18 protein-coding genes and 1 riboswitch are annotated in these 17833 nt (G+C 73.0%); of the genes, 10 read left to right on the top strand and 8 right to left on the bottom strand.

The window, feature by feature from the left end; all coding sequences use genetic code 11:
• Positions 1-312: 312 nt before the first annotated feature.
• The 4 genes from FS793_RS07010 to FS793_RS07025 form a co-directional block, all read right to left on the bottom strand.
• Complete coding sequence (locus FS793_RS07010) at positions 313-1851, bottom strand: FAD-dependent oxidoreductase (protein WP_144719815.1); 1539 nt, start codon at positions 1849-1851, stop codon at positions 313-315.
• On the bottom strand, positions 1848-2732 hold the full coding sequence (locus tag FS793_RS07015) for an FAD:protein FMN transferase (RefSeq protein WP_144719816.1): 885 nt from the start codon (positions 2730-2732) through the stop codon (positions 1848-1850). The genes FS793_RS07010 and FS793_RS07015 overlap by 4 nt, the downstream gene beginning before the upstream one ends.
• 2 nt (positions 2733-2734) lie before the next feature.
• Positions 2735-3199: an FMN-binding protein gene (locus tag FS793_RS07020; RefSeq protein WP_144719817.1), complete on the bottom strand. Its 465-nt coding sequence runs from the start codon at positions 3197-3199 to the stop codon at positions 2735-2737.
• A gap of 139 nt (positions 3200-3338) precedes the next feature.
• Positions 3339-4280, bottom strand: a complete 942-nt coding sequence (locus tag FS793_RS07025) for an aldose 1-epimerase family protein (RefSeq protein ID WP_260980072.1) — start codon at positions 4278-4280, stop codon at positions 3339-3341.
• A 35-nt stretch (positions 4281-4315) separates the two neighbouring features.
• Between FS793_RS07025 and FS793_RS07030 the strand changes: the two genes are divergently transcribed.
• Both FS793_RS07030 and FS793_RS07035 read left to right on the top strand, forming a co-directional pair.
• Positions 4316-5116 carry a hypothetical protein gene (locus tag FS793_RS07030; RefSeq protein WP_144719819.1) on the top strand — a complete coding sequence of 267 codons (801 nt, stop codon included), beginning with the start codon at positions 4316-4318 and terminating at the stop codon, positions 5114-5116.
• Between the two features lie 22 nt (positions 5117-5138).
• On the top strand, positions 5139-5666 hold the full coding sequence (locus FS793_RS07035) for a gamma carbonic anhydrase family protein (RefSeq protein ID WP_144719820.1): 528 nt from the start codon (positions 5139-5141) through the stop codon (positions 5664-5666).
• 37 nt (positions 5667-5703) lie between these two features.
• On the opposite strand, the gene FS793_RS07040 is transcribed toward FS793_RS07035, so the two are convergent.
• Together FS793_RS07040 and glyA are read right to left on the bottom strand one after the other, a co-directional pair.
• Positions 5704-6585 carry a bifunctional methylenetetrahydrofolate dehydrogenase/methenyltetrahydrofolate cyclohydrolase gene (locus FS793_RS07040; RefSeq protein ID WP_144719821.1) on the bottom strand — a complete coding sequence of 294 codons (882 nt, stop codon included), beginning with the start codon at positions 6583-6585 and terminating at the stop codon, positions 5704-5706.
• Positions 6582-7859: a serine hydroxymethyltransferase gene (glyA, locus tag FS793_RS07045; RefSeq protein ID WP_144719822.1), complete on the bottom strand. Its 1278-nt coding sequence runs from the start codon at positions 7857-7859 to the stop codon at positions 6582-6584. The genes FS793_RS07040 and glyA overlap by 4 nt, the downstream gene beginning before the upstream one ends.
• 22 nt (positions 7860-7881) lie before the next feature.
• A riboswitch (ZMP/ZTP riboswitch) is annotated at positions 7882-7964 on the bottom strand.
• A gap of 73 nt (positions 7965-8037) precedes the next feature.
• Here glyA and FS793_RS07050 point away from each other — a divergent pair.
• Positions 8038-8553 (top strand): DinB family protein, encoded by a 516-nt coding sequence (locus FS793_RS07050; RefSeq protein ID WP_260980073.1) that lies wholly within the window; start codon positions 8038-8040, stop codon positions 8551-8553.
• Positions 8554-8557: 4 nt separating this feature from the next.
• Here FS793_RS07050 and FS793_RS07055 read toward each other — a convergent pair whose 3' ends face one another.
• A complete protein-coding gene (locus FS793_RS07055) occupies positions 8558-9553 on the bottom strand; it encodes an MFS transporter (protein WP_144719823.1) in 996 nt (331 codons plus the stop codon).
• 20 nt (positions 9554-9573) lie between these two features.
• On the opposite strand from FS793_RS07055, the gene FS793_RS16160 reads away from it, so the two are divergent.
• The 4 genes from FS793_RS16160 to FS793_RS07075 all read left to right on the top strand — a co-directional run bounded on the left by FS793_RS16160 (position 9574) and on the right by FS793_RS07075 (position 13735).
• Entirely contained in the window at positions 9574-9876 is a 303-nt protein-coding gene (locus FS793_RS16160; protein WP_186329382.1) for a DivIVA domain-containing protein, read from the top strand.
• Positions 9877-9976: 100 nt separating this feature from the next.
• The gene (locus FS793_RS07065; protein ID WP_260980074.1) at positions 9977-11179 is read left to right on the top strand and encodes a GAF domain-containing protein; all 1203 of its coding nucleotides are present in this window, start codon (positions 9977-9979) and stop codon (positions 11177-11179) included.
• Positions 11180-11686: 507 nt separating this feature from the next.
• Complete coding sequence (exaC, locus tag FS793_RS07070) at positions 11687-13210, top strand: acetaldehyde dehydrogenase ExaC (RefSeq protein WP_144719826.1); 1524 nt, start codon at positions 11687-11689, stop codon at positions 13208-13210.
• A gap of 108 nt (positions 13211-13318) precedes the next feature.
• On the top strand, positions 13319-13735 hold the full coding sequence (locus tag FS793_RS07075; RefSeq protein ID WP_144719827.1) for a DUF779 domain-containing protein: 417 nt from the start codon (positions 13319-13321) through the stop codon (positions 13733-13735).
• A 40-nt stretch (positions 13736-13775) separates the two neighbouring features.
• Here FS793_RS07075 and FS793_RS07080 read toward each other — a convergent pair whose 3' ends face one another.
• The gene (locus tag FS793_RS07080; protein ID WP_144719828.1) at positions 13776-14381 is read right to left on the bottom strand and encodes a hypothetical protein; all 606 of its coding nucleotides are present in this window, start codon (positions 14379-14381) and stop codon (positions 13776-13778) included.
• Positions 14382-14452: 71 nt separating this feature from the next.
• Between FS793_RS07080 and FS793_RS07085 the strand changes: the two genes are divergently transcribed.
• From FS793_RS07085 to FS793_RS07095, 3 genes are all read left to right on the top strand, one after another.
• Entirely contained in the window at positions 14453-15220 is a 768-nt protein-coding gene (locus tag FS793_RS07085) for a hypothetical protein (RefSeq protein WP_144719829.1), read from the top strand.
• A 46-nt stretch (positions 15221-15266) separates the two neighbouring features.
• Positions 15267-16115, top strand: coding sequence for a formyltetrahydrofolate deformylase (gene purU, locus FS793_RS07090; protein ID WP_144719830.1), 849 nt, complete (start codon positions 15267-15269; stop codon positions 16113-16115).
• Between the two features lie 211 nt (positions 16116-16326).
• Positions 16327-17691 carry an aldehyde dehydrogenase family protein gene (locus FS793_RS07095; RefSeq protein ID WP_144719831.1) on the top strand — a complete coding sequence of 455 codons (1365 nt, stop codon included), beginning with the start codon at positions 16327-16329 and terminating at the stop codon, positions 17689-17691.
• Positions 17692-17833: the final 142 nt, after the last annotated feature.

A 17833-nucleotide genomic window follows, 5' to 3' on the forward strand; every position in this document is an offset into this window, starting at 1 on the left:
GTCGGCCTGCTGGTCGGCGTCGCGCAGATCACGGCCGTCCCCGCCGAGTAAGGCACGCGGAACCACCGAAGGCCCGTCGCACACCACTGGTGCGGCGGGCCTTCGCCATGCCCGGACCCGCAGACGACGACAGGGCTCGTCGCACCCCCTGGTGCGGCGGGCCCTCGCCGCGTGCGGCGCGGGGACGACGAGAGGGCGCGTCGCACCATCGGTGCGGCGGGCCCCGCCGCATGCGGCGACGACGCGCCCAGCACTCCGGGATGGCACATGCCCACGGGGCCCGCGCCATCCCGCCTCGCCGCGCTCGACGAGTCAGTAGCCGGCGAACGCGTCCACGAGGACGCGGCGGGCGCCTGCGGCCTTGGCGATGCGCCGCAGCCTGCCCACCTGCTCCGACGACCCCGAGACGAGCACCTGTCGCTCGGCGAGGTCGGGCACGAGCGCACGCAGCCGATCGCCGTCGATGCGTCCCGTCTCGTGCTCCCACCGCGCGGGCATGCCCTCGGGCTCGGTGGGCGTCACCACGATGACGCGCGCATGGGCCTCGGCGAGCGCTGCCGCGAACGGCACGGGGTCGCCGTCGCGCACGAGCAGCACCAGCACGGTGTCGTCGTCGCCGGCGCCGAGATGCGACAGGAACGGCGTCACGCCGATGCCGGCTGCGACGAACAGACGAGGCTGCCCGGGCTTCGGCGTGAAGTCGCCGCCCTGTCGCGTGACGGCGACGGTGTCGCCGGGCGCCATGTCGAGCAGGTGCTGCTTGAACGACGAGATCGGTGCGGCGGCACGGATGCCCAGGCGCACCTCGGGCGAGCCGGGCGGGGATGCGACGCTGAAGACGCGCCGCTGGCCGCGCAGGTCGGCGCGGTGCGGCAGGCTCAGCTCGACCCACTGGCCGGGCCGGTGCGCGAGCTCGGGCTCGGCGACGAAGCGCAGGTCGACGAGGTCGCCGTCGCGCTCGAGGCCCGTGAGCCGCAGCAGCGTGCCGTGGCGCGCACCGAGCAGGAATGCGACGACGTTGCCGACGACGAGCGCGAGCGCGGGTCCCGGGTAGAAGGAGGCGACGCCGACCGGGATGCTCGCGACGGATGCGAGCGCGGGCACCGCGAGCAGCAGTCCGACGAGGGCGCCGATCGCGATGCGCTGCCACCGCAGCGGCGGGAGCGTGATGGGCTCCGAGAACATGAACGCGGCGAGGAAGAGCACGGGGCTCTGGCCGATGGCCTGCACGAACGCGGCACCGACGTCGCCCGTGAACGACGCGTACGCGAGGGTCTGCAGCACGACGCCGACGGCCACGAGCACGAGCGCGGGCGCGACGATGCGCGTACGCAGCAGCACGAGCGCGCCGCCGACGAGCGTGAGCGGCAGCAGCGGCAGCGCCGCGACCCACCACAGCTCGACGCCGACGCCCGACGTGAGCAGCGGCAGCACGATGCCCGCCACGACGAGCCCGACGGCAGCCGGGTTCGCGACGAGGCGTCCGCGCCACACGACGAGCACCTTCGCGGCCGCCGCGAGGGCGCAGACGGCAGCGACGACGGCGAGGTCGACGATGCCCGTCGGCGCATCCATGCTCGGCGGCGCCGCGATGAGCGCGACGAGGAGGCCCGTGATCGCGGCGCTCGGCACGTCCGCGGGGCGGCGCCCGATGCGTCCGAATAGCAGGCTCGCGACGATCGACACGACGACGGCGAGCGCCGCCGAGACGAGGATGCCGATGCCGTCGAACGTCAGCACGCCCGTGAGCGACAGCAGCGCCGCGAGCACGACGTGCGCCGCGAGGATCGCTCCCACGAGCACGTGCATGGGCACGGCGTCGAGCCGTGCGATGGGCGTCTTGGCGCTCACGCCGCCACCTTCCTGACGTGCAGCCCTGCTGCGAATCGGCCGGTCGCCTCGACCTGGCCGCCTGCGTACATCCTCGCGTGCTCGAACGACCAGTGGCGCGCGAGCAGCCCGACGGGCGCGAACGACAGCGCCGTCGCGATCGCGTCGGCGACCATGGCGCGCTCCGCGACGACCCACGTGCCGATGACCTCGTCGGTCGGGGCGCCCGTGCGGCCGTCGAGGATGTGGTGCCGCCCCGCCCAGCGGCGACGGTTGCCCGCCGAGGCGCAGAAGGCCTCGCCCTCGACCTCGACGACGCCGATCGCATGGCCGAGCGCCCGCGGATCCTCGAGCGCGACCCGCGTGGGGCGCCCCTGGTCGCCAGCGCCCGCGTGCCGCAGGTCGCCGGACGCGTCGACGACGCGGTCGTGGATGCCGTGGGCGTCGAGCACGTCGCCGACGAGGTCGACGAGCTGGCCCTTGCCTGCGGCGCCGACGTCGAGCACGAGCGGCGCCGTCGTGCGGATCGTCGTGCCCTCCCAGCGCAGCACGTCGTCCCACGCGGGCGGCGCCTCGGGCGCGAGGCCCGTGTCGGCGACGCCGTCGGCTCGGTAGCCGAGCCGTTCGAGCGATGCGCCGACGAGCGGCGTCACGGCGCCGTCGGTCACGTCGTGCAGCTGGCGGTAGAGCGTCGCGAGCTCCGCCGACTCCTGCGGCATCCGCACCTCGCCGGCCGCGCGGGCGAGCGGAGCGATCGCCGCGTCGGGCCGGAACCGCGACCAGGCTCGGTCGTAGGCGTCGATGCGGTCGCGGATCGCCGCGACGACCTCGTCGCCGAGCGGCTCCTGCGTGTCGATCGACCAGCGCGTGCCGATCGCGTCGAGCCGGAGCCGCGCAGGCATGCCTACGCGGCTGCCTCGTCGCGGATGGTCTCGAGCGCATCCTCGAAGCCGCCGCTCGTGAGGCTCGAGCCGCCGACGCGGTCGACCGACACGTCGTCGAGCGGCACGCCCACGACCTCGGCGGCGATGCCGTCGATGAACTCGCCCTGGTAGCGCAGCGAGTTCGGGTTCGTCGTCTCGGGATTCTCGACCTCGACGTCCTCGATCACGCCGTCGGCGAGCGTCACCGTGACGGTGATGGTCTCCTCGCCGCCCGGCGACGTGTACGAGCCGTCGGCCGAGTACGTGCCGTCGGCGTAGGCGCTCGATCCGGAGTCGGTCGTGGTGCCGTCGCTCGTCGACGTCTCGGGAGCCGTCGTCTCGTCGGTCGTGTCCGCGGGCTCGTCGGCGGTCGCGCAGGCGGAGAGGCCGAACGCTGCGAGGGAGGTCGTGGCGAGCGCGAGGGCTGCGCGGCGGCGAGGGGTCATGAGGGCTCCTGTCGTCGGGGGTCGTCGGTCACGGTATCCGTGAGGTTCGACGCGCCCGCCATCAGGCGCATTGGAGATTCCCATGATGCCCCATGGCGTCGCCGGGCAGACGGCCCTGTGCGCAGACGCCGCCAGCGAGTCAGACGAGTCCGACGGGCGCGACGCCCCAGCGCCCCGTCCATGTCTCCCCCGGCTCGAGCCACACGAGTCCCTCTCCCGAGTTCAGCGCATCGGCCGGGGCCGACATCGGCTCGACCGCGACGGCCTGATGCACGCCGTCGACGCCCGGGAAGTCGCGAGGCGTGAACACGACGGCGTAGCCGAAGGCCGAGTCCTGCCACAGGCGCACGCCGCGACCGGCGTCGTCGAGCAGCGTCGACGTCGCGATGCCGTCGACGTGCGCGACGTCGGCGAGCCCGAGGTCGAGGTCGAGCTCCGAGAGTCGACGACCGGCGCGCAGGTCGGCGCCCGCGGGCGCGTCCGCGTCGTCGACCGCGACGGTGCGCACGGGCAGCAGCCGCTCGTCGGCGATGAGCGCGGATGCCGCGGGCACCGTGAGCGTGAGCGCATCGGCGGGCGTGGCGCCGACGGCGAGGTACGGGTGGGCGCCGCAGGCCCACGGTGCACGGGTCGGGCCGGCGTTGACGGCCTCGTGCGTCACGGTGAGCCCCGTGTCGTCGACCTCGTAGCGCACGAACGTGTCGAGCAGGAAGGGGAAGCCGGGCTGCGGGTGGATGGTGGCCTGCAGCAGCACGAAGGCGTCGCCGTGGTCGAGCACGCGGTACGGGGCGTAGCGCAGCAGTCCGTGGCTCGCGTTGCCGAGTGCGGGCTCCGTCAGGGCGAGCTGCTGCGGGGCGCCGTCGAGCGTCCAGCGGCCGTCGCGCACACGACCGCCCCACGGCGCCATGACGATGCCCTGGCCCTTCGCGGGCCTCGCATCCTCGCGGAACGGCTCGACGAGGTCGACGTCGCCGAGCACGAGCTCGCGCAGGCCGGCGGCGACCTCGGTGACGGTCGCGCGCAGACGCACGCCGCCCAGGGTCGACGAGATGGTCAGCTGCTGGCCGGAGGGAGGTCGCACAGAGGCGATCCTACGGATCGGGCTAGGGTCGAGGGGTGACCCAGCCGAGCGCGTATCCGCCCGCCGCGTCCTTCCGCCCCGCGAGCGGCTGGCAGTTCGACGGGGCATCCGCCCCCGTCGCCGCGACGCCCTCGCGCCGCACGAGCCTCGTGCCCGGCATCGTGCTCGTCGTCGCCTTCCTCCTCATCGGGTCGCAGGGCGCCGCGAGCACCCTGAGCGTCGGCCTGCCGTCGGCGGGCGACCTCGCCGTCACCATCGCGCTGTGGAGCACGTCCGGCGTCGTGCTCGCCACGCTCTTCGCGGTCGCCTCGCGCGTCGTGTGGCTCGCGGTCGCCGCGGGCATCGCCGCGCTCGCGGACGCCATCGCCATCGCCGTGCTCCTCGCGATCGGCTCGGCGACGGGCTGGGATGCGGTGCAGCTGGTGCCGATCCTGCTCGCCGTCGCCGCCGCCGCGTTCGTCGCGTTGAGCGGCCGTGACGCCCAGGGTCGTGCTGCGCTGCTCATCGCCGCGGGCGCCGTGGCCCTCTTCTACGTCACCGCCGCCGCCGTGCAGGTGCTGCGCAGCGGCGACGCCGGCGACCTCGCGATGACGCTCGCGCGGTCGATGCCGATCGCGATCCTCGCGATCGCCGCAGCCCTCGCCCTGCACGGCGCGCGCTCGCGCATCGTGCCCGCCGTGCTCCTGTGGGCGCTCGCGGCGTCGCTGCTCGGCGCACCCCTGCTCGCGACGCTCGCGGGCTCGCCGCCCGTGCTCGCATCCATGCTCGTGCTCGTGCTGCGCGTGCTGCTCGTCGCAGGCGCCGGCGTGCTCGTGCTGCTCGCATCGCGCCGCTGACGCCGATCGGTACGCTCGCGGCATGACCGTCCACGAGCGCGCCACCGTCATCGTCCTGCCCGGCCGCGAGCCGCGCATCCCCGACTCGGCGTACGTGCTGCCCAACGCGGTGATCGCCGGCGACGTGCGGCTCGGCGAGCGCGTCGGCGTCTACCCCGGCGCGAGCCTGCGCGCCGAGGAGGAGCCCATCGTGATCGGCGACGACTCGAACGTGCAGGACTCGTGCTCGCTGCACGTCGACGCGGGCTCGCCGCTCACGATCGGGCAGCGGGTGTCGATCGGCCACAACGCCGTCGTGCACGGCTGCACGATCGGCGACGACGTGCTCGTCGGCATGCACGCGACCGTCATGAACGGCGCCGTCGTCGGCGAGGGATCGCTCATCGCGGCGGGTGCGCTCGTGACGCAGGGACAGGTGGTGCCCCCGCGTTCGCTCGTCGCCGGCGTGCCCGCGAAGGTGCGCCGCGAGGTCACGGACGACGAGCTCGCCTCGATCCACCGCAACGCGGCCGTCTACGTGGAGCGCACGGCGCAGTACCGCGCGCTCTGACCGGCGTGGAGGCGCACGGGCGCTGCACGCTGGGCTGCTAGAGCAGGGCGCGCTCGGCGGCGCTCACGACGTTGTCGAGGAGCATGACGCGTGTCATCGGCCCGACGCCGCCCGGCACGGGCGACAGCCAGCCGGCGACCTCGGCGACGCCGGGATCGACGTCGCCCAGCAGGCGCGCCTTGCCGTTGTCGAGCACGCGCTCTCGCGTGATGCCGACGTCGAGCACCGCTGCGCCCGGCGTGATCCAGTCCGGCTGCACGAGATGCGGTCGGCCGACCGCCGCGACGACGACGTCGGCCCTGCGCACGTGCTCGGCGAGGTCGGGCGTGCGCGAGTGCGTGAGCGTGACGGTGGCGTCGACGCCGCGGCGCGTGAGCAGCAGGCCGATCGAGCGACCCACGGTCAGGCCGCGGCCGATGACGCACACCTCGGCGCCCGACAGCGGCACGCCGTGGCGGGCGAGCAGCTGCACGCACGCGCTCGGCGTGCACGGCAGGGGCGCGTCGATCGGGCCCTGCACGCCCAGCACCAGCCTGCCGAGGTTCGTCGGATGCAGCCCGTCGGCATCCTTCGCCGGGTCGATCGCCTCGAGCATCGCCTGCTCGTCGAGCCCCGCGGGCAGCGGCAGCTGCACGATGAAGCCCGTGACCTCGCCCGCGTCGTTGAGGTCGCGGATGGCGGCGTGCACGTCGGCGTTCGTCGCCGACGCCGGCAGCTCGACGCGCACCGACGCGATGCCGACCTCGTCGCAGTCGCGATGCTTGCCCGAGACGTACGAGCGCGAGGCGGGGTCGTCGCCCACCATGAGCGTCGCGAGCCCGGGCGTCACGCCGACGCCCCGCAGGGCGTCGACGCGCGCTCGCAGCTCGGCCTTGACGGTCGCCGCGGTCGCGACGCCGTCGAGGCGCTGCGCGGTCACAGGGTGGGGTAGAGCGGGAACGCGCCGGCGAGCGCGTCGACGCGCGCGCGCAGCGCCTCGACGTCGGCACCCGGCAGCAGCGCGAGCGCGATGACGTCGGCGACCTCGCGGAACTCCTCGTCGCCGAAGCCACGGGTCGCGAGCGCGGGCGTGCCGATGCGCAGGCCCGACGTCACCATCGGCGGACGCGGGTCGTTCGGCACCGAGTTGCGGTTCACCGTGATGCGGATCTCGTGCAGGAGGTCCTCGGCCTGCTTGCCGTCGATCGCGGCGTCGCGCAGGTCGACGAGCACGAGGTGCACGTCGGTGCCGCCCGAGCGCAGCGTGATGCCGGCATCGGCCACGTCCTGCTGCGTGAGGCGCTCGGCGAGGATCTGCGCGCCGCGCACGGTGCGCTCCTGGCGCTCGACGAACTCCGGCTCGGCCGCGAGCTTGAACGCCGTCGCCTTGGCGGCGATGACGTGCATGAGCGGGCCGCCCTGCTGACCGGGGAACACGGCCGAGTTGATCTTCTTCGCGATGTCGGCGTCGTTCGTGAGGATGAAGCCCGAGCGGGGGCCGCCGATGGTCTTGTGCACGGTCGACGAGACGACGTGCGCGTGCGGCACGGGGCTCGGGTGGATGCCGGCGGCGACGAGGCCCGCGAAGTGCGCCATGTCGACCCACAGCAGCGCGCCGACCTCGTCGGCGATGGCGCGGAACGCGGCGAAGTCGAGCTGGCGGGGGTAGGCCGACCAGCCGGCGATGATGACCTTGGGCTGGTGCTCGACGGCGAGGCGACGCACCTCGTCCATGTCGACGCGGCTCGTCTCGGCGTCGACGCCGTAGGCGACGATGTCGTAGAGGCGGCCCGAGAAGTTGATCTTCATGCCGTGCGTGAGGTGGCCGCCGTGGTCGAGCGACAGGCCGAGGATCGTGTCGCCGGGGCGCGCGATCGCATGCAGCACGGCCGCGTTCGCCGAGGCGCCCGAGTGGGGCTGCACGTTGGCGAACGCTGCGCCGAAGAGCGCCTTCGCGCGCTCGATCGCGAGCGACTCGGCGACGTCGACGAACTCGCAGCCGCCGTAGTAGCGGCGGCCGGGGTAGCCCTCGGCGTACTTGTTCGTGAGCACGGAGCCCTGCGCCTCGAGCACGGCGACCGGCACGAAGTTCTCGGACGCGATCATCTCGAGGTACTGCTGCTGGCGGCCGAGCTCGTTCGCGAGCACCGCGGCGATCTCGGGATCGACCGTCGCGAGGGAGTCGTTGAAGGTCGAGGGAAGGCGGTCGGACACGCTGCATCTCCTTGGCAGTCGATCGGATGGCCCAGGCGCGCGACCGTGCAGTGGTCGGCCGCTCCCCGGTGGTCACCCACCCAAGCGCCAGTCGCGGCCGTCACCGATGCTACTCGTCGGCGCCGACGGCATCCACATGCGCGCCGCACGAGACGCGCGTCGGTGGCACGCTGGGGGCGTGCACGACGACGACCGGGGACGCGACGCCCTGCTCGCGACGCTGCATGCGGCGCGTGCGCACGTGCTGACGGCGATCGAGCCGCTCGACGATGCGCAGCTGCGCACCGCGACGCTGCCGTCGGGCTGGAACCCCATCGGCCTCGTGCGGCACCTGACGTACGGCGGCGAGCGGTACTGGTTCGAGGTCGTGGTGGCCGGCGGCGGTCTCGACTGGTGGCCCGCCGACGATGCCGCGCTCGACGCGGGCCGCCCGGCGGACTGGCGCGTCGCGCCGGACGAGTCGTGCGCCGAGGTCGTCGCGGCGTATCGCGCGTCGATCGCCGCCTCCGACGGCATCCTCGCCGCGACCCGTCTCGATGCCGCGCCGGTGCGACGCGAGCCCGACTGGCCGCCGGAGCGCTTCGCCGACGTGCGCTCGGTCGTGCTGCACGTGCTCGCCGAGACCCTCACGCACGCGGGGCATCTCGACGCGGCGCTCGAGCTGCTCGACCGGAGGCAGCGCCTCGTGCTCTGACGCCTCAGGCGTCGCGCGACGCGCGACGCGCACGGGCGAGCCGGGCGCCGTCGGCGAGCACGAGCACGAGTCCGATGACGAGGGCGCCCAGCAGCACGGCGGGCAGCGCCTGGATGCCGACGCCCTCGTAGACGAGCGCTCCGAGCAGCGCACCGCCGCCGATGCCGAGGTTGAAGCCCGTCGTGTACCAGGCGGTGGACGACTGCAGCATGTGGGTGGGCGACGCCTGCAGCATGCGCGTCTGCAGCAGCGGCGGCAGCGCCCCCATCGCGAGGCCCCAGAGGAGCACGGCCGCGAACGCCACCGACAGCGTGCTCGTGGCCGACAGCACGACGCACACGACGGCCATCACGAGCATGCAGCCGACGGCGCCCGCGAACGGCTTGCGCCCGAGCCACACCGAGACGACCGCGACGGCGAGCGCGCCCATGAGGCCGTACGACAGCAGCGCCGGGCTCAGCCACACCTCCGGCAGCTCGACGCGCTCGACGAGGTACGGGGTGATGTACGTGTAGAAGGCGTACTGGCCCAGCATGACGACGGCAGTCGCCGACACCGCGACGGCGACGCCGATCGCCGACCGGCCGGGCTCGCGCTGCGGCATCGCCACCGAACCCGTCTCGGTCGTGGCGACATCGGGCAGGTGGTTCACGGCGGGCAGCATGCGCCGCACGAGCACCGCGCCCGCGAGGCACGCGACGCCGAAGACCGCGAACGACCAGCGCCAGCCGAGCGCCTGGCCCAGCAGGGTCGACAGCGGCAGGCCGAGCACGAACGCGAGCGAGCCGCCTGCGCTCGTGATGCCGACGGCACGGTGGCCAGCGTCGCCGCATGTCGAACCTCGTGTCCTCGCACACCGTCGCTCAGACCGACGTGCCGCGCATGCGTGGCGCTGCCACGACGCAGGTGAGGTCGACGCGATGCTCGCCCGCATCCACGCACCGCGCTCGTCGCGCACGAGTCGCGCTGACGCGCGTGCCACCGGCATGCTCTCAGGCATTGCCGAATAGCGTTCGCAGCATGCAACCCGGTCCGCTCCTCATGCCCGACGAGATCGTCGAGCAGATGTTCTCGACGACCCGGTTCCGCGCGGGCTACGACCAGGATCAGGTCGATCACTGGCTCGACGGGGTCGTCGCGACCATGCGCCAGCACCTTGCGGGCTCCCACGAGGCGGGGCCGATCCGCGCCGACGACGTGGCCGCGGTGCAGTTCACGCAGACCAGGTTCCGCGACGGCTACGACATGGCCGAGGTCGACGACTTCCTCGACCGCGTGCACGCGACGCTCGCCGCGCTCGAGCGGGGCGAGCGTCCCAGCTGACTCCGCGTCAGCAGTCGGGCTGCCGACGCCGCTCGGCCCTCCCCGGATGACGAGCGCTCGGGCGACCGGCGTAGGGTGTGCGCATGGCAAGGGTGCCTGCGTGACGACGCTCAGCCCCTGGCTCGCGCAGCCGGGCAGCAGCGAGGAGCGCGCCGTCGTGCGCGCGTCCTGGGATCGTGCGCGCCGCGAGCGCCTCGCGCCCGACGTGTCGGCATCCCTCGCGCTCGACGACGACGCCCTCGCCGCCGCCCGTGCCGCGCATCCGCTCACCCCCGCGCTCCCCGTGATCTCGCGCCTGCTGCACCGGGATGCCGACGACGGCTCGGGCGTGCTCGTCGCCGTCGGCGACGCCATGGGGCGGCTGCTGTGGGTCGACGGCGACCGCAGCCTCAAGGCGCGCGGCGAGTCGATGCTGTTCGTCGCGGGCGCCGACTGGTCGGAGTCGCGAGTCGGCACGAGCGCGCCCGGCACCGCCCTCGCGATCGACCACGCCATCCAGATCCATCGCGCCGAGCACTTCGCCGAGGTCGTGCAGCCGTGGAGCTGCTCGGCCGTGCCCGTGCACGACCCCGAGCACGGCGGCCTGCTGGGCGTCATCGACATCACGGGTGGCAGCGAGGTCGTCGACCCGCACGTGCTGCCGCTGCTCGAGGCGACCGCCGCGGCCGTCGAGCGCGAGCTGCTCGTGCAGCGCCTCACGCACGCACGCGGCGCGCACCCGACCGAGGTGCCCGTGCTCGCGTGCCTCGGCGTCGACACCGGCATCGTCACCGACGGTCGCGAGCGCCGCCTCACGATGCGGCACACCGAGATCCTCGCGCTGCTCGCGCTGCACCCCGAGGGACTGTCGGGCGGCGAGCTCGCCGCGATGCTCTCGGAGCACGACGCCTCCCCCGTCACGCTGCGCGCCGAGATGACGCGCCTCAAGCGCGCGCTCTCGGGCGTCGTGCGCCTCGAGTCGCGTCCCTACCGGCTCGCGACGGCGCTCGAGACCGACGTCGACCGGCTGCTGTCGCTGCTCGACCGGGGCGCGCACCGCGTCGCCCTCTCCTGCTACCGCGGTCCGCTCGTGCCCGGCTCCATCGCCCCGGGCATCGTCGCCGCGCGCGACGAGATCGCCGGGCGGTTGCGCACCGCGATCCTGACCTCCGCCTCCTCGGAGGTGCTGTACGACTTCGCCTCGACCCACGGCCGCACCGACCGGGATGCGTGGATGCAGCTGCTGCATGGACTGCCTCCGCGCTCGCCCCGCCGCGCTGCGGTGGTCGAGCACCTGGAGCGACTGGACCGCGAGCTGGCCTAGCGCCGGGCCCACCCCATCCACCTGGTCGAGGAGCGCGCGAGCCCTCGGCGAGCACGCGTCACGAGACCGCGCGAGCGCTGCTCCCACCCACCCATGCGCACGGTCGCGCCGAGCGGACATCTCGCGAGGTCTCGTGACGGCTGCAGCCTTCGGCTGCGGCCTCCTCGACCGGCTGGTGCGGCGTGGCGTCGGCGGGCGCACCCCCATCCACCTGGTCGAGGAGCGCGCGAGCCCTCGGCGAGCACGCGTCACGAGACGGCGCGAGCGCTGCTCCCACCCAGCCATGCGCACGGTCGCGCCGAGCGGACATCTCGCGAGGTCTCGTGACGGCTGCAGCCTTCGGCTGCGGCCTCCTCGACCAGCTGTCGGGCTGCGGCCTCCTCGACCGGCTGGTGGTGCTGCGGCCCCCTCGACCGGCGCGTCACCCTGCAACCTCCTGCAACGTCGCCGCGCGTAGCGTGCCGCGCAACGGCAACCCGCCGGACAACGACGTCAGAGAGGGTGACCATGACCGTCTACGCCAGGCCAGGAGCTGAGGGCTCCGTCGTCTCGTACGAGAGCCGGTACGACCACTACATCGGGGGCCGGTACGTGCCGCCCGCCAAGGGGCAGTACTTCGAGAACCCCACGCCCATCACCGGCCAGACGTTCTGCGAGGTCGCCCGCGGCACGAGCGAGGACGTCGACGCCGCCGTCGACGCCGGCTGGAAGGCGTTCGCGACGTGGGGCAAGACGTCGCCGACCGAGCGGGCGAACATCCTCAACAAGATCGCCGACCGCATCGAGGAGAACCTCGAGGCGATCGCCGTCGCCGAGTGCTACGAGAACGGCAAGGCGGTACGCGAGTGCCTCGCCGCCGACATCCCCCTCGCGGCCGATCACTTCCGCTACTTCGCCGGCGCCCTGCGCGCGCAGGAGGGCGGCATCTCCGAGCTCGACGGCGACACCGTGGCGTACCACTACCACGAGCCGCTCGGCGTGGTCGGGCAGATCATCCCGTGGAACTTCCCCATCCTCATGGCCGTGTGGAAGCTCGCGCCCGCGCTCGCCGCCGGCAACTGCGTCGTGCTCAAGCCCGCGGAGCAGACCCCCGCATCCATCCACCTGCTGCTGTCGTTCATCGAGGACCTCATCCCCCCGGGCGTGCTCAACATCGTCAACGGCTTCGGCATCGAGGCAGGCGCCCCGCTGGCATCGCACCCGCGCATCCGCAAGATCGCGTTCACGGGCGAGACGACCACGGGCCGCCTGATCATGCAGTACGCGTCGGAGAACCTCATCCCCGTCACGCTCGAGCTCGGCGGCAAGAGCCCCAACGTGTTCTTCGAGGACGTCGCGCGCGAGAAGGATGCCTTCTACGACAAGGCGCTCGAGGGCTTCGCGTTCTTCGCCCTCAACCAGGGCGAGGTGTGCACGTGCCCCTCGAGGGCGCTCATCGCGTCGTCGATCTACGACGGCTTCATCGCCGACGGCCTCGACCGCGTCGCCAAGGTCAAGCAGGGCAACCCGCTCGACACGGACACCATGATCGGCGCGCAGGCGTCGAACGACCAGCTCGAGAAGATCCTCAGCTACATCGACATCGGCAAGCAGGAAGGCGCGGAGCTGCTCACGGGCGGCGAGCGCGTCGACCTCGGCGGCGACCTCTCGGGCGGCTACTACGTGCAGCCGACGGTCTTCAAGGGACAGAACCGCATGCGCGTGTTCCAGGAGGAGATCTTCGGCCCCGTCGTGTCGGTGACGACGTTCGACGGCTTCGACGAGGCCATCGAGATCGCCAACGACACCCTCTACGGCCTCGGCGCCGGCGTGTGGAGCCGCGACGGCGCCCAGCTGTACCGGGCCGGTCGGGCGATCGAGGCGGGCCGCGTGTGGTCGAACACGTACCACCAGTACCCGGCGCACGCCGCGTTCGGCGGCTACAAGCAGTCGGGCATCGGCCGCGAGAACCACAAGATGATGCTCGACCACTACCAGCAGACGAAGAACCTCCTCGTCTCGTACGCCGAGGGGCCCATGGGCTTCTTCTGATCGGCGCCGGGCTGTCGACGACCCTCGGCAAGCCCTCGCCACGCGCGGTCCGCGGTGCCATCCTGGTGCCGCGGGCCGCGTCCCGCATCCGTCCTCAGGAGGTCGACGATGACCGAGTCCACGAACCCCGCCACGATCGAGCGCGTCGCGCTCACCGAGGCCGCAGCCGACCTCATCCGGCAGCTCGTCGCCGCCCACGGACCCGTGATGTTCCACCAGTCGGGCGGATGCTGCGACGGCTCCGCCCCCATGTGCTACCCCAAGGGCATGTTCCGCACCGGGCAGCAGGACGTGCTGCTCGAGGAGCTCGCGATCGACGGCGTCGACGAGCCCGCGCCGTTCTACATGAGCGCGTCGCAGTACGCCCTGTGGAAGCACACGCACATCACCGTCGACGTCGTGCAGGGCCGCGGCTCGGGCTTCTCGCTCGAGGCGCCGGAGGGCAAGCGCTTCCTCATCCGGTCGCGCATCTTCTCCGACGACGAGTACCGCTCGCTCGTCGACGCGGGCGTGCTCACCGCCTGACGCATCGCGTCGACGACGCTGCGGCCGGCCGGCCCTCGTCCTAGCCGAGCACGGTCGGCACGAGCGCCTCGGCCAGCGCCGTGCCCGTCGCGACGGCCTCGATCGCGGTGACGCGCAGCAGGCGGTCACCGGCCGCGGCCCACGTCGTGCCCACGGTGCCGAAGTCGTCGACGCCCGACTCCTGGTCGGAGCGCACCTCGTGGCCACCGACCGTCGTCGACGCCCACTCCCCCGACTCGTCCCACGCGTCGAGCTGCTCGTCGTCGACCTGGAAGACATCCACGACGACGAACACGTCGCCGGCCGTCGCGGGCGTCCACGCGCACGTGAGCGCAGGCTCCGGCAGCGCGACGTCGCGGCTCCACGAGTCACCCGACGCCTGCCACTCCTGCGCGTTCGGCACGAAGCCGGCAGCGTCGGCGGCCGCTGCCGTGCTCGGCGAGTCGAGCTCGCCGCACAGCTGCGGCATCGGGGGCAGCGTCACCGGCTCCTCGATGGGCTCGCCGCTCGTCGACGCCTCGTCGCTCGGCGCCGTGGTCGGCGTGCTCGTGCCGGTCTCGTCGGGAGCGAGCGCGCCCGCCTGGCATCCCGTGAGGGATGCGATGGCGAGCGCGGTGACGAGCGGGAGCAGCAGGCGACGGCGCATGTCCCCCATGATGCCGCGTGCCGCTGGCCGGTCGCTGCAGCAGGCGTCCAGGCCGCGGACGACCATGAGGCATGCCGTCTCATCGCCTCGCCGTCCTGCCGCTCGTCGCTGCGCTGCTGCTGGTCGGATGCGCATCGTCGGCGGAGACGCCGGGGTCCGCATCGCCGGAGCCCTCGACGACGCCGTCGCCGAGCGCGACCCCGAGCGCGACGCCGACCCCCGCAGCAGAGCCGGCCGCGCAGCCGACCTTCGACCCGTCGCCCTTCGGGCCGAGCACGACGATGACCGACGAGGACGTGCAGGTCCTCCTGCCGTCGAACGCCGACGTCCCGGCCGGATGGGTGTCGCAGTTCGTCGACTACGGCCTGGCCTTCTCGCCGGAACCGGCGCCCTGCGGACCGGGCTTCTGGTACGTGACCGGCTTCCCGCTCGAGACCGAGGCGGCCTTCGCCTCGATCCGCTGGGCCTCGAGCGGCGACGTCCCGGCACCGCCCTTCCCGACCGGCATCACGACGAGCATCTGGGCGACCCCGGACGCCCCGGGCGCGTTCGAGCGCATCGCGACCGACCTCGCCACGTGCACGAGCGCCGACATCGACGATCCGCAGTCGCTGCCGACGACGTTCGAGGCCCCCGCGGGCCACGGCGCGGTATGCGGCGGCCTCGCGACGACGCGCGAGGGCACGACGGTGACGAGTCGCACCGTCTTCTGCTGGGCATCCGCGGGAGAGCTGCTCGTGCAGGTGCTGTACTGGCAGACGTTCGAGCCGCAGGTCGTGCTCTCCGACGCCGAGATCCGCACGGCGTTCGACGCAGCCCTCGCCCGGGCACTCGGCTGACGTGCCGCGCGCCGCGTCGGCGCGCGCACTCCTAGACTCTTGCCTCGTGCCGAATCACTGGATCCTCTCGTTCGCGTGCGACGACCGCGCGGGCATCGTGCACGCCATCACGGGGGCGATCGTCGCGTGCGGCGGCAACATCACCGAGTCGCAGCAGTTCTCGTCGGCGGACACCGACCGCTTCTTCATGCGCCTGCAGGTCGAGGCGGATGCGCCGCGCGAGGACTTCGAGCGCGAGCTCGCCCCCATCGTCGAGCGGTACGACATGCAGTGGCAGCTCGACGACGTGGGGCGCCCGCTGCGCACGCTCGTGCTCGTGTCGAAGGCTGCCCACTGCCTCAACGACATGCTCTTCCGCCAGCGCGCGGGCCAGCTGACCGTCGACATCCCGCTCGTGCTGTCGAACCATCCCGACCTCGGCGACCTCGCCGCGTTCTACGACGTGCCGTTCGAGCACGTGCCGGTGACCGACGCCGCGTCGAAGGCCGCGTTCGAGGCGCGGGTGCTCGAGGTCGTCGAGCAGCACGACGTCGAGCTCGTCGTGCTCGCCCGCTACATGCAGATCCTCTCGCCGGAGCTCTGCGAGCGCCTCGCCGGTCGCATCGTGAACATCCACCACTCGTTCCTGCCGGGCTTCAAGGGCGCGAACCCATACCGCCAGGCGCACGCGCGCGGCGTGAAGCTGATCGGCGCGACGGCGCACTTCGTCACGAGCGACCTCGACGAGGGGCCGATCATCGAGCAGAACGTCGTGCGCGTCGACCACGCGCATTCGCCGGCGCAGCTCATCGCGATCGGGCAGGACGAGGAGTCGCGCACGCTCACGAAGGCGGTGCAGTGGTTCTCGGAGGATCGCGTGCTGCTCGACGGGCAGCGCACCATCATCTTCCGGTGACGCCGGAGGGATCGGGTTCGAGCGACGGAGGAGCCCGAGCCCGATGCCGGAGGGGTCACGGTCGAGGAGGCCGCGAGCGCAGCGAGCAGCCGTCGCGAGGCCGCACCACGCCGCACCGCCGATTCCGCACCTGTCAGGGCGCAAGTCCTATGCATTCCGTCGTCCGGACCCCCATACTGGGTGGCATCCGGTAGCGAAGGAGCGCGATTCCATGGAGTATCAGGTCGTCAACCCGTCCACGGGCGAGACCGGCGAGGTGCATCCCACCGTCACCGCCGACGAGCTCGAGACCGCGATCGCAGGAGCGTGGAGCGCGTGGCACGTGCTCGCCGCCGAGTCGGTCGCCGATCGCGCAGCCCGCATCGCCAAGGTCGCCGACCTGCACGAGGAGCGCGTCGAGGAGCTCGCCGCGATCATCATGCGCGAGATGGGCAAGCCGAAGAGCCAGGCCACGGGCGAGGTCGAGTTCGCCGCCGCCATCTACCGCTGGTACGCCGACCACGCCGAGGAGCTGCTCGCGGACCTGCCGCTGCAGACCGACGACGGCCGCGCCGTCGTGCGCAAGTCGTCGATCGGGCCGCTGCTGGGCATCATGCCCTGGAACTTCCCCTACTACCAGGTCGCCCGCTTCGCAGGCCCCAACCTCGTCGTGGGCAACCCGATCCTGCTGAAGCACGCACCCCAGTGCCCCGAGTCGGCCCTCGCGATCCACGCGATCTTCGCCGAGGCCGGCTTCCCCGTCGGCGGCTACACGAACGTGTTCCTCACGAACGACCAGGCCGCCGAGGTCATCGCCGACCCGCGCGTGCGCGGCGTCTCGCTCACGGGCTCCGAGCGCGCGGGTGCCGCCGTCGCCGAGGTCGCGGGCCGCAACCTCAAGAAGGCCGTGCTCGAGCTGGGCGGCTCCGACCCGTTCATCCTGCTCTCGACCGACGACCTCGACCAGGTCGTCGAGGACGCGGTCAACGCGCGCCTCGACAACACGGGCCAGTCGTGCAACGCCGCGAAGCGGTTCATCGTGCACGAGGACCTCTACGACGCGTTCGCCGAGAAGATGACGGCGAAGATGGCGGAGCAGGCTCCCGGCGCACCCGACGACGACCTCCTGCTGGGCCCGCTGTCGTCGAAGGCGGCCGCCGACCGCCTCGAGACGCAGATCGAGGCGGCGATCGCCGCCGGCGCCACGGCGCTGCTGCGCGGTGCCGCGCCGCACGGCGACGGCGGCGCGCACGTCGGCACGACGGTGCTCGCCGACATCGCACCCGAGAACCCCGCCTACCAGCAGGAGTTCTTCGGCCCCGTCGCGTCGCTCTACAAGGTCGCGAACGAGGACGAGGCGATCGAGGTCGCCAACGCCACGCCGTTCGGCCTCGGCTCGTACCTCTACACGACCGACGAGTCGCAGGCGTCGCGCCTGGCCGACCGCATCGACGCCGGCATGGTGTTCGTCAACGCGGTGCTCGCCGACGAGGCCGGCCTGCCGTTCGGCGGCGTCAAGCGCTCGGGCACGGGCCGCGAGATGGGCGTGCTCGGCATCGAGGAGTTCCTCAACAAGAAGGTCGTGCGCCTGCCGTAGGCACGGGATCGCACGCTCGGATGGGGCGCGTCGGCTGCGGCCGACGCGCCCCATCGTCGTGCGAGGGAGACTCGGGCCGGCCCCGGAGCAAGGTTCATCGAATCGTCACGAACGGCACGGACGTGTCGTCGCAGGTTCTGGC

It is taken from the genome of Agrococcus jejuensis (assembly GCF_007679035.1).
Taxonomy (GTDB): Bacteria; Actinomycetota; Actinomycetes; order Actinomycetales; family Microbacteriaceae; genus Agrococcus; species Agrococcus jejuensis_A.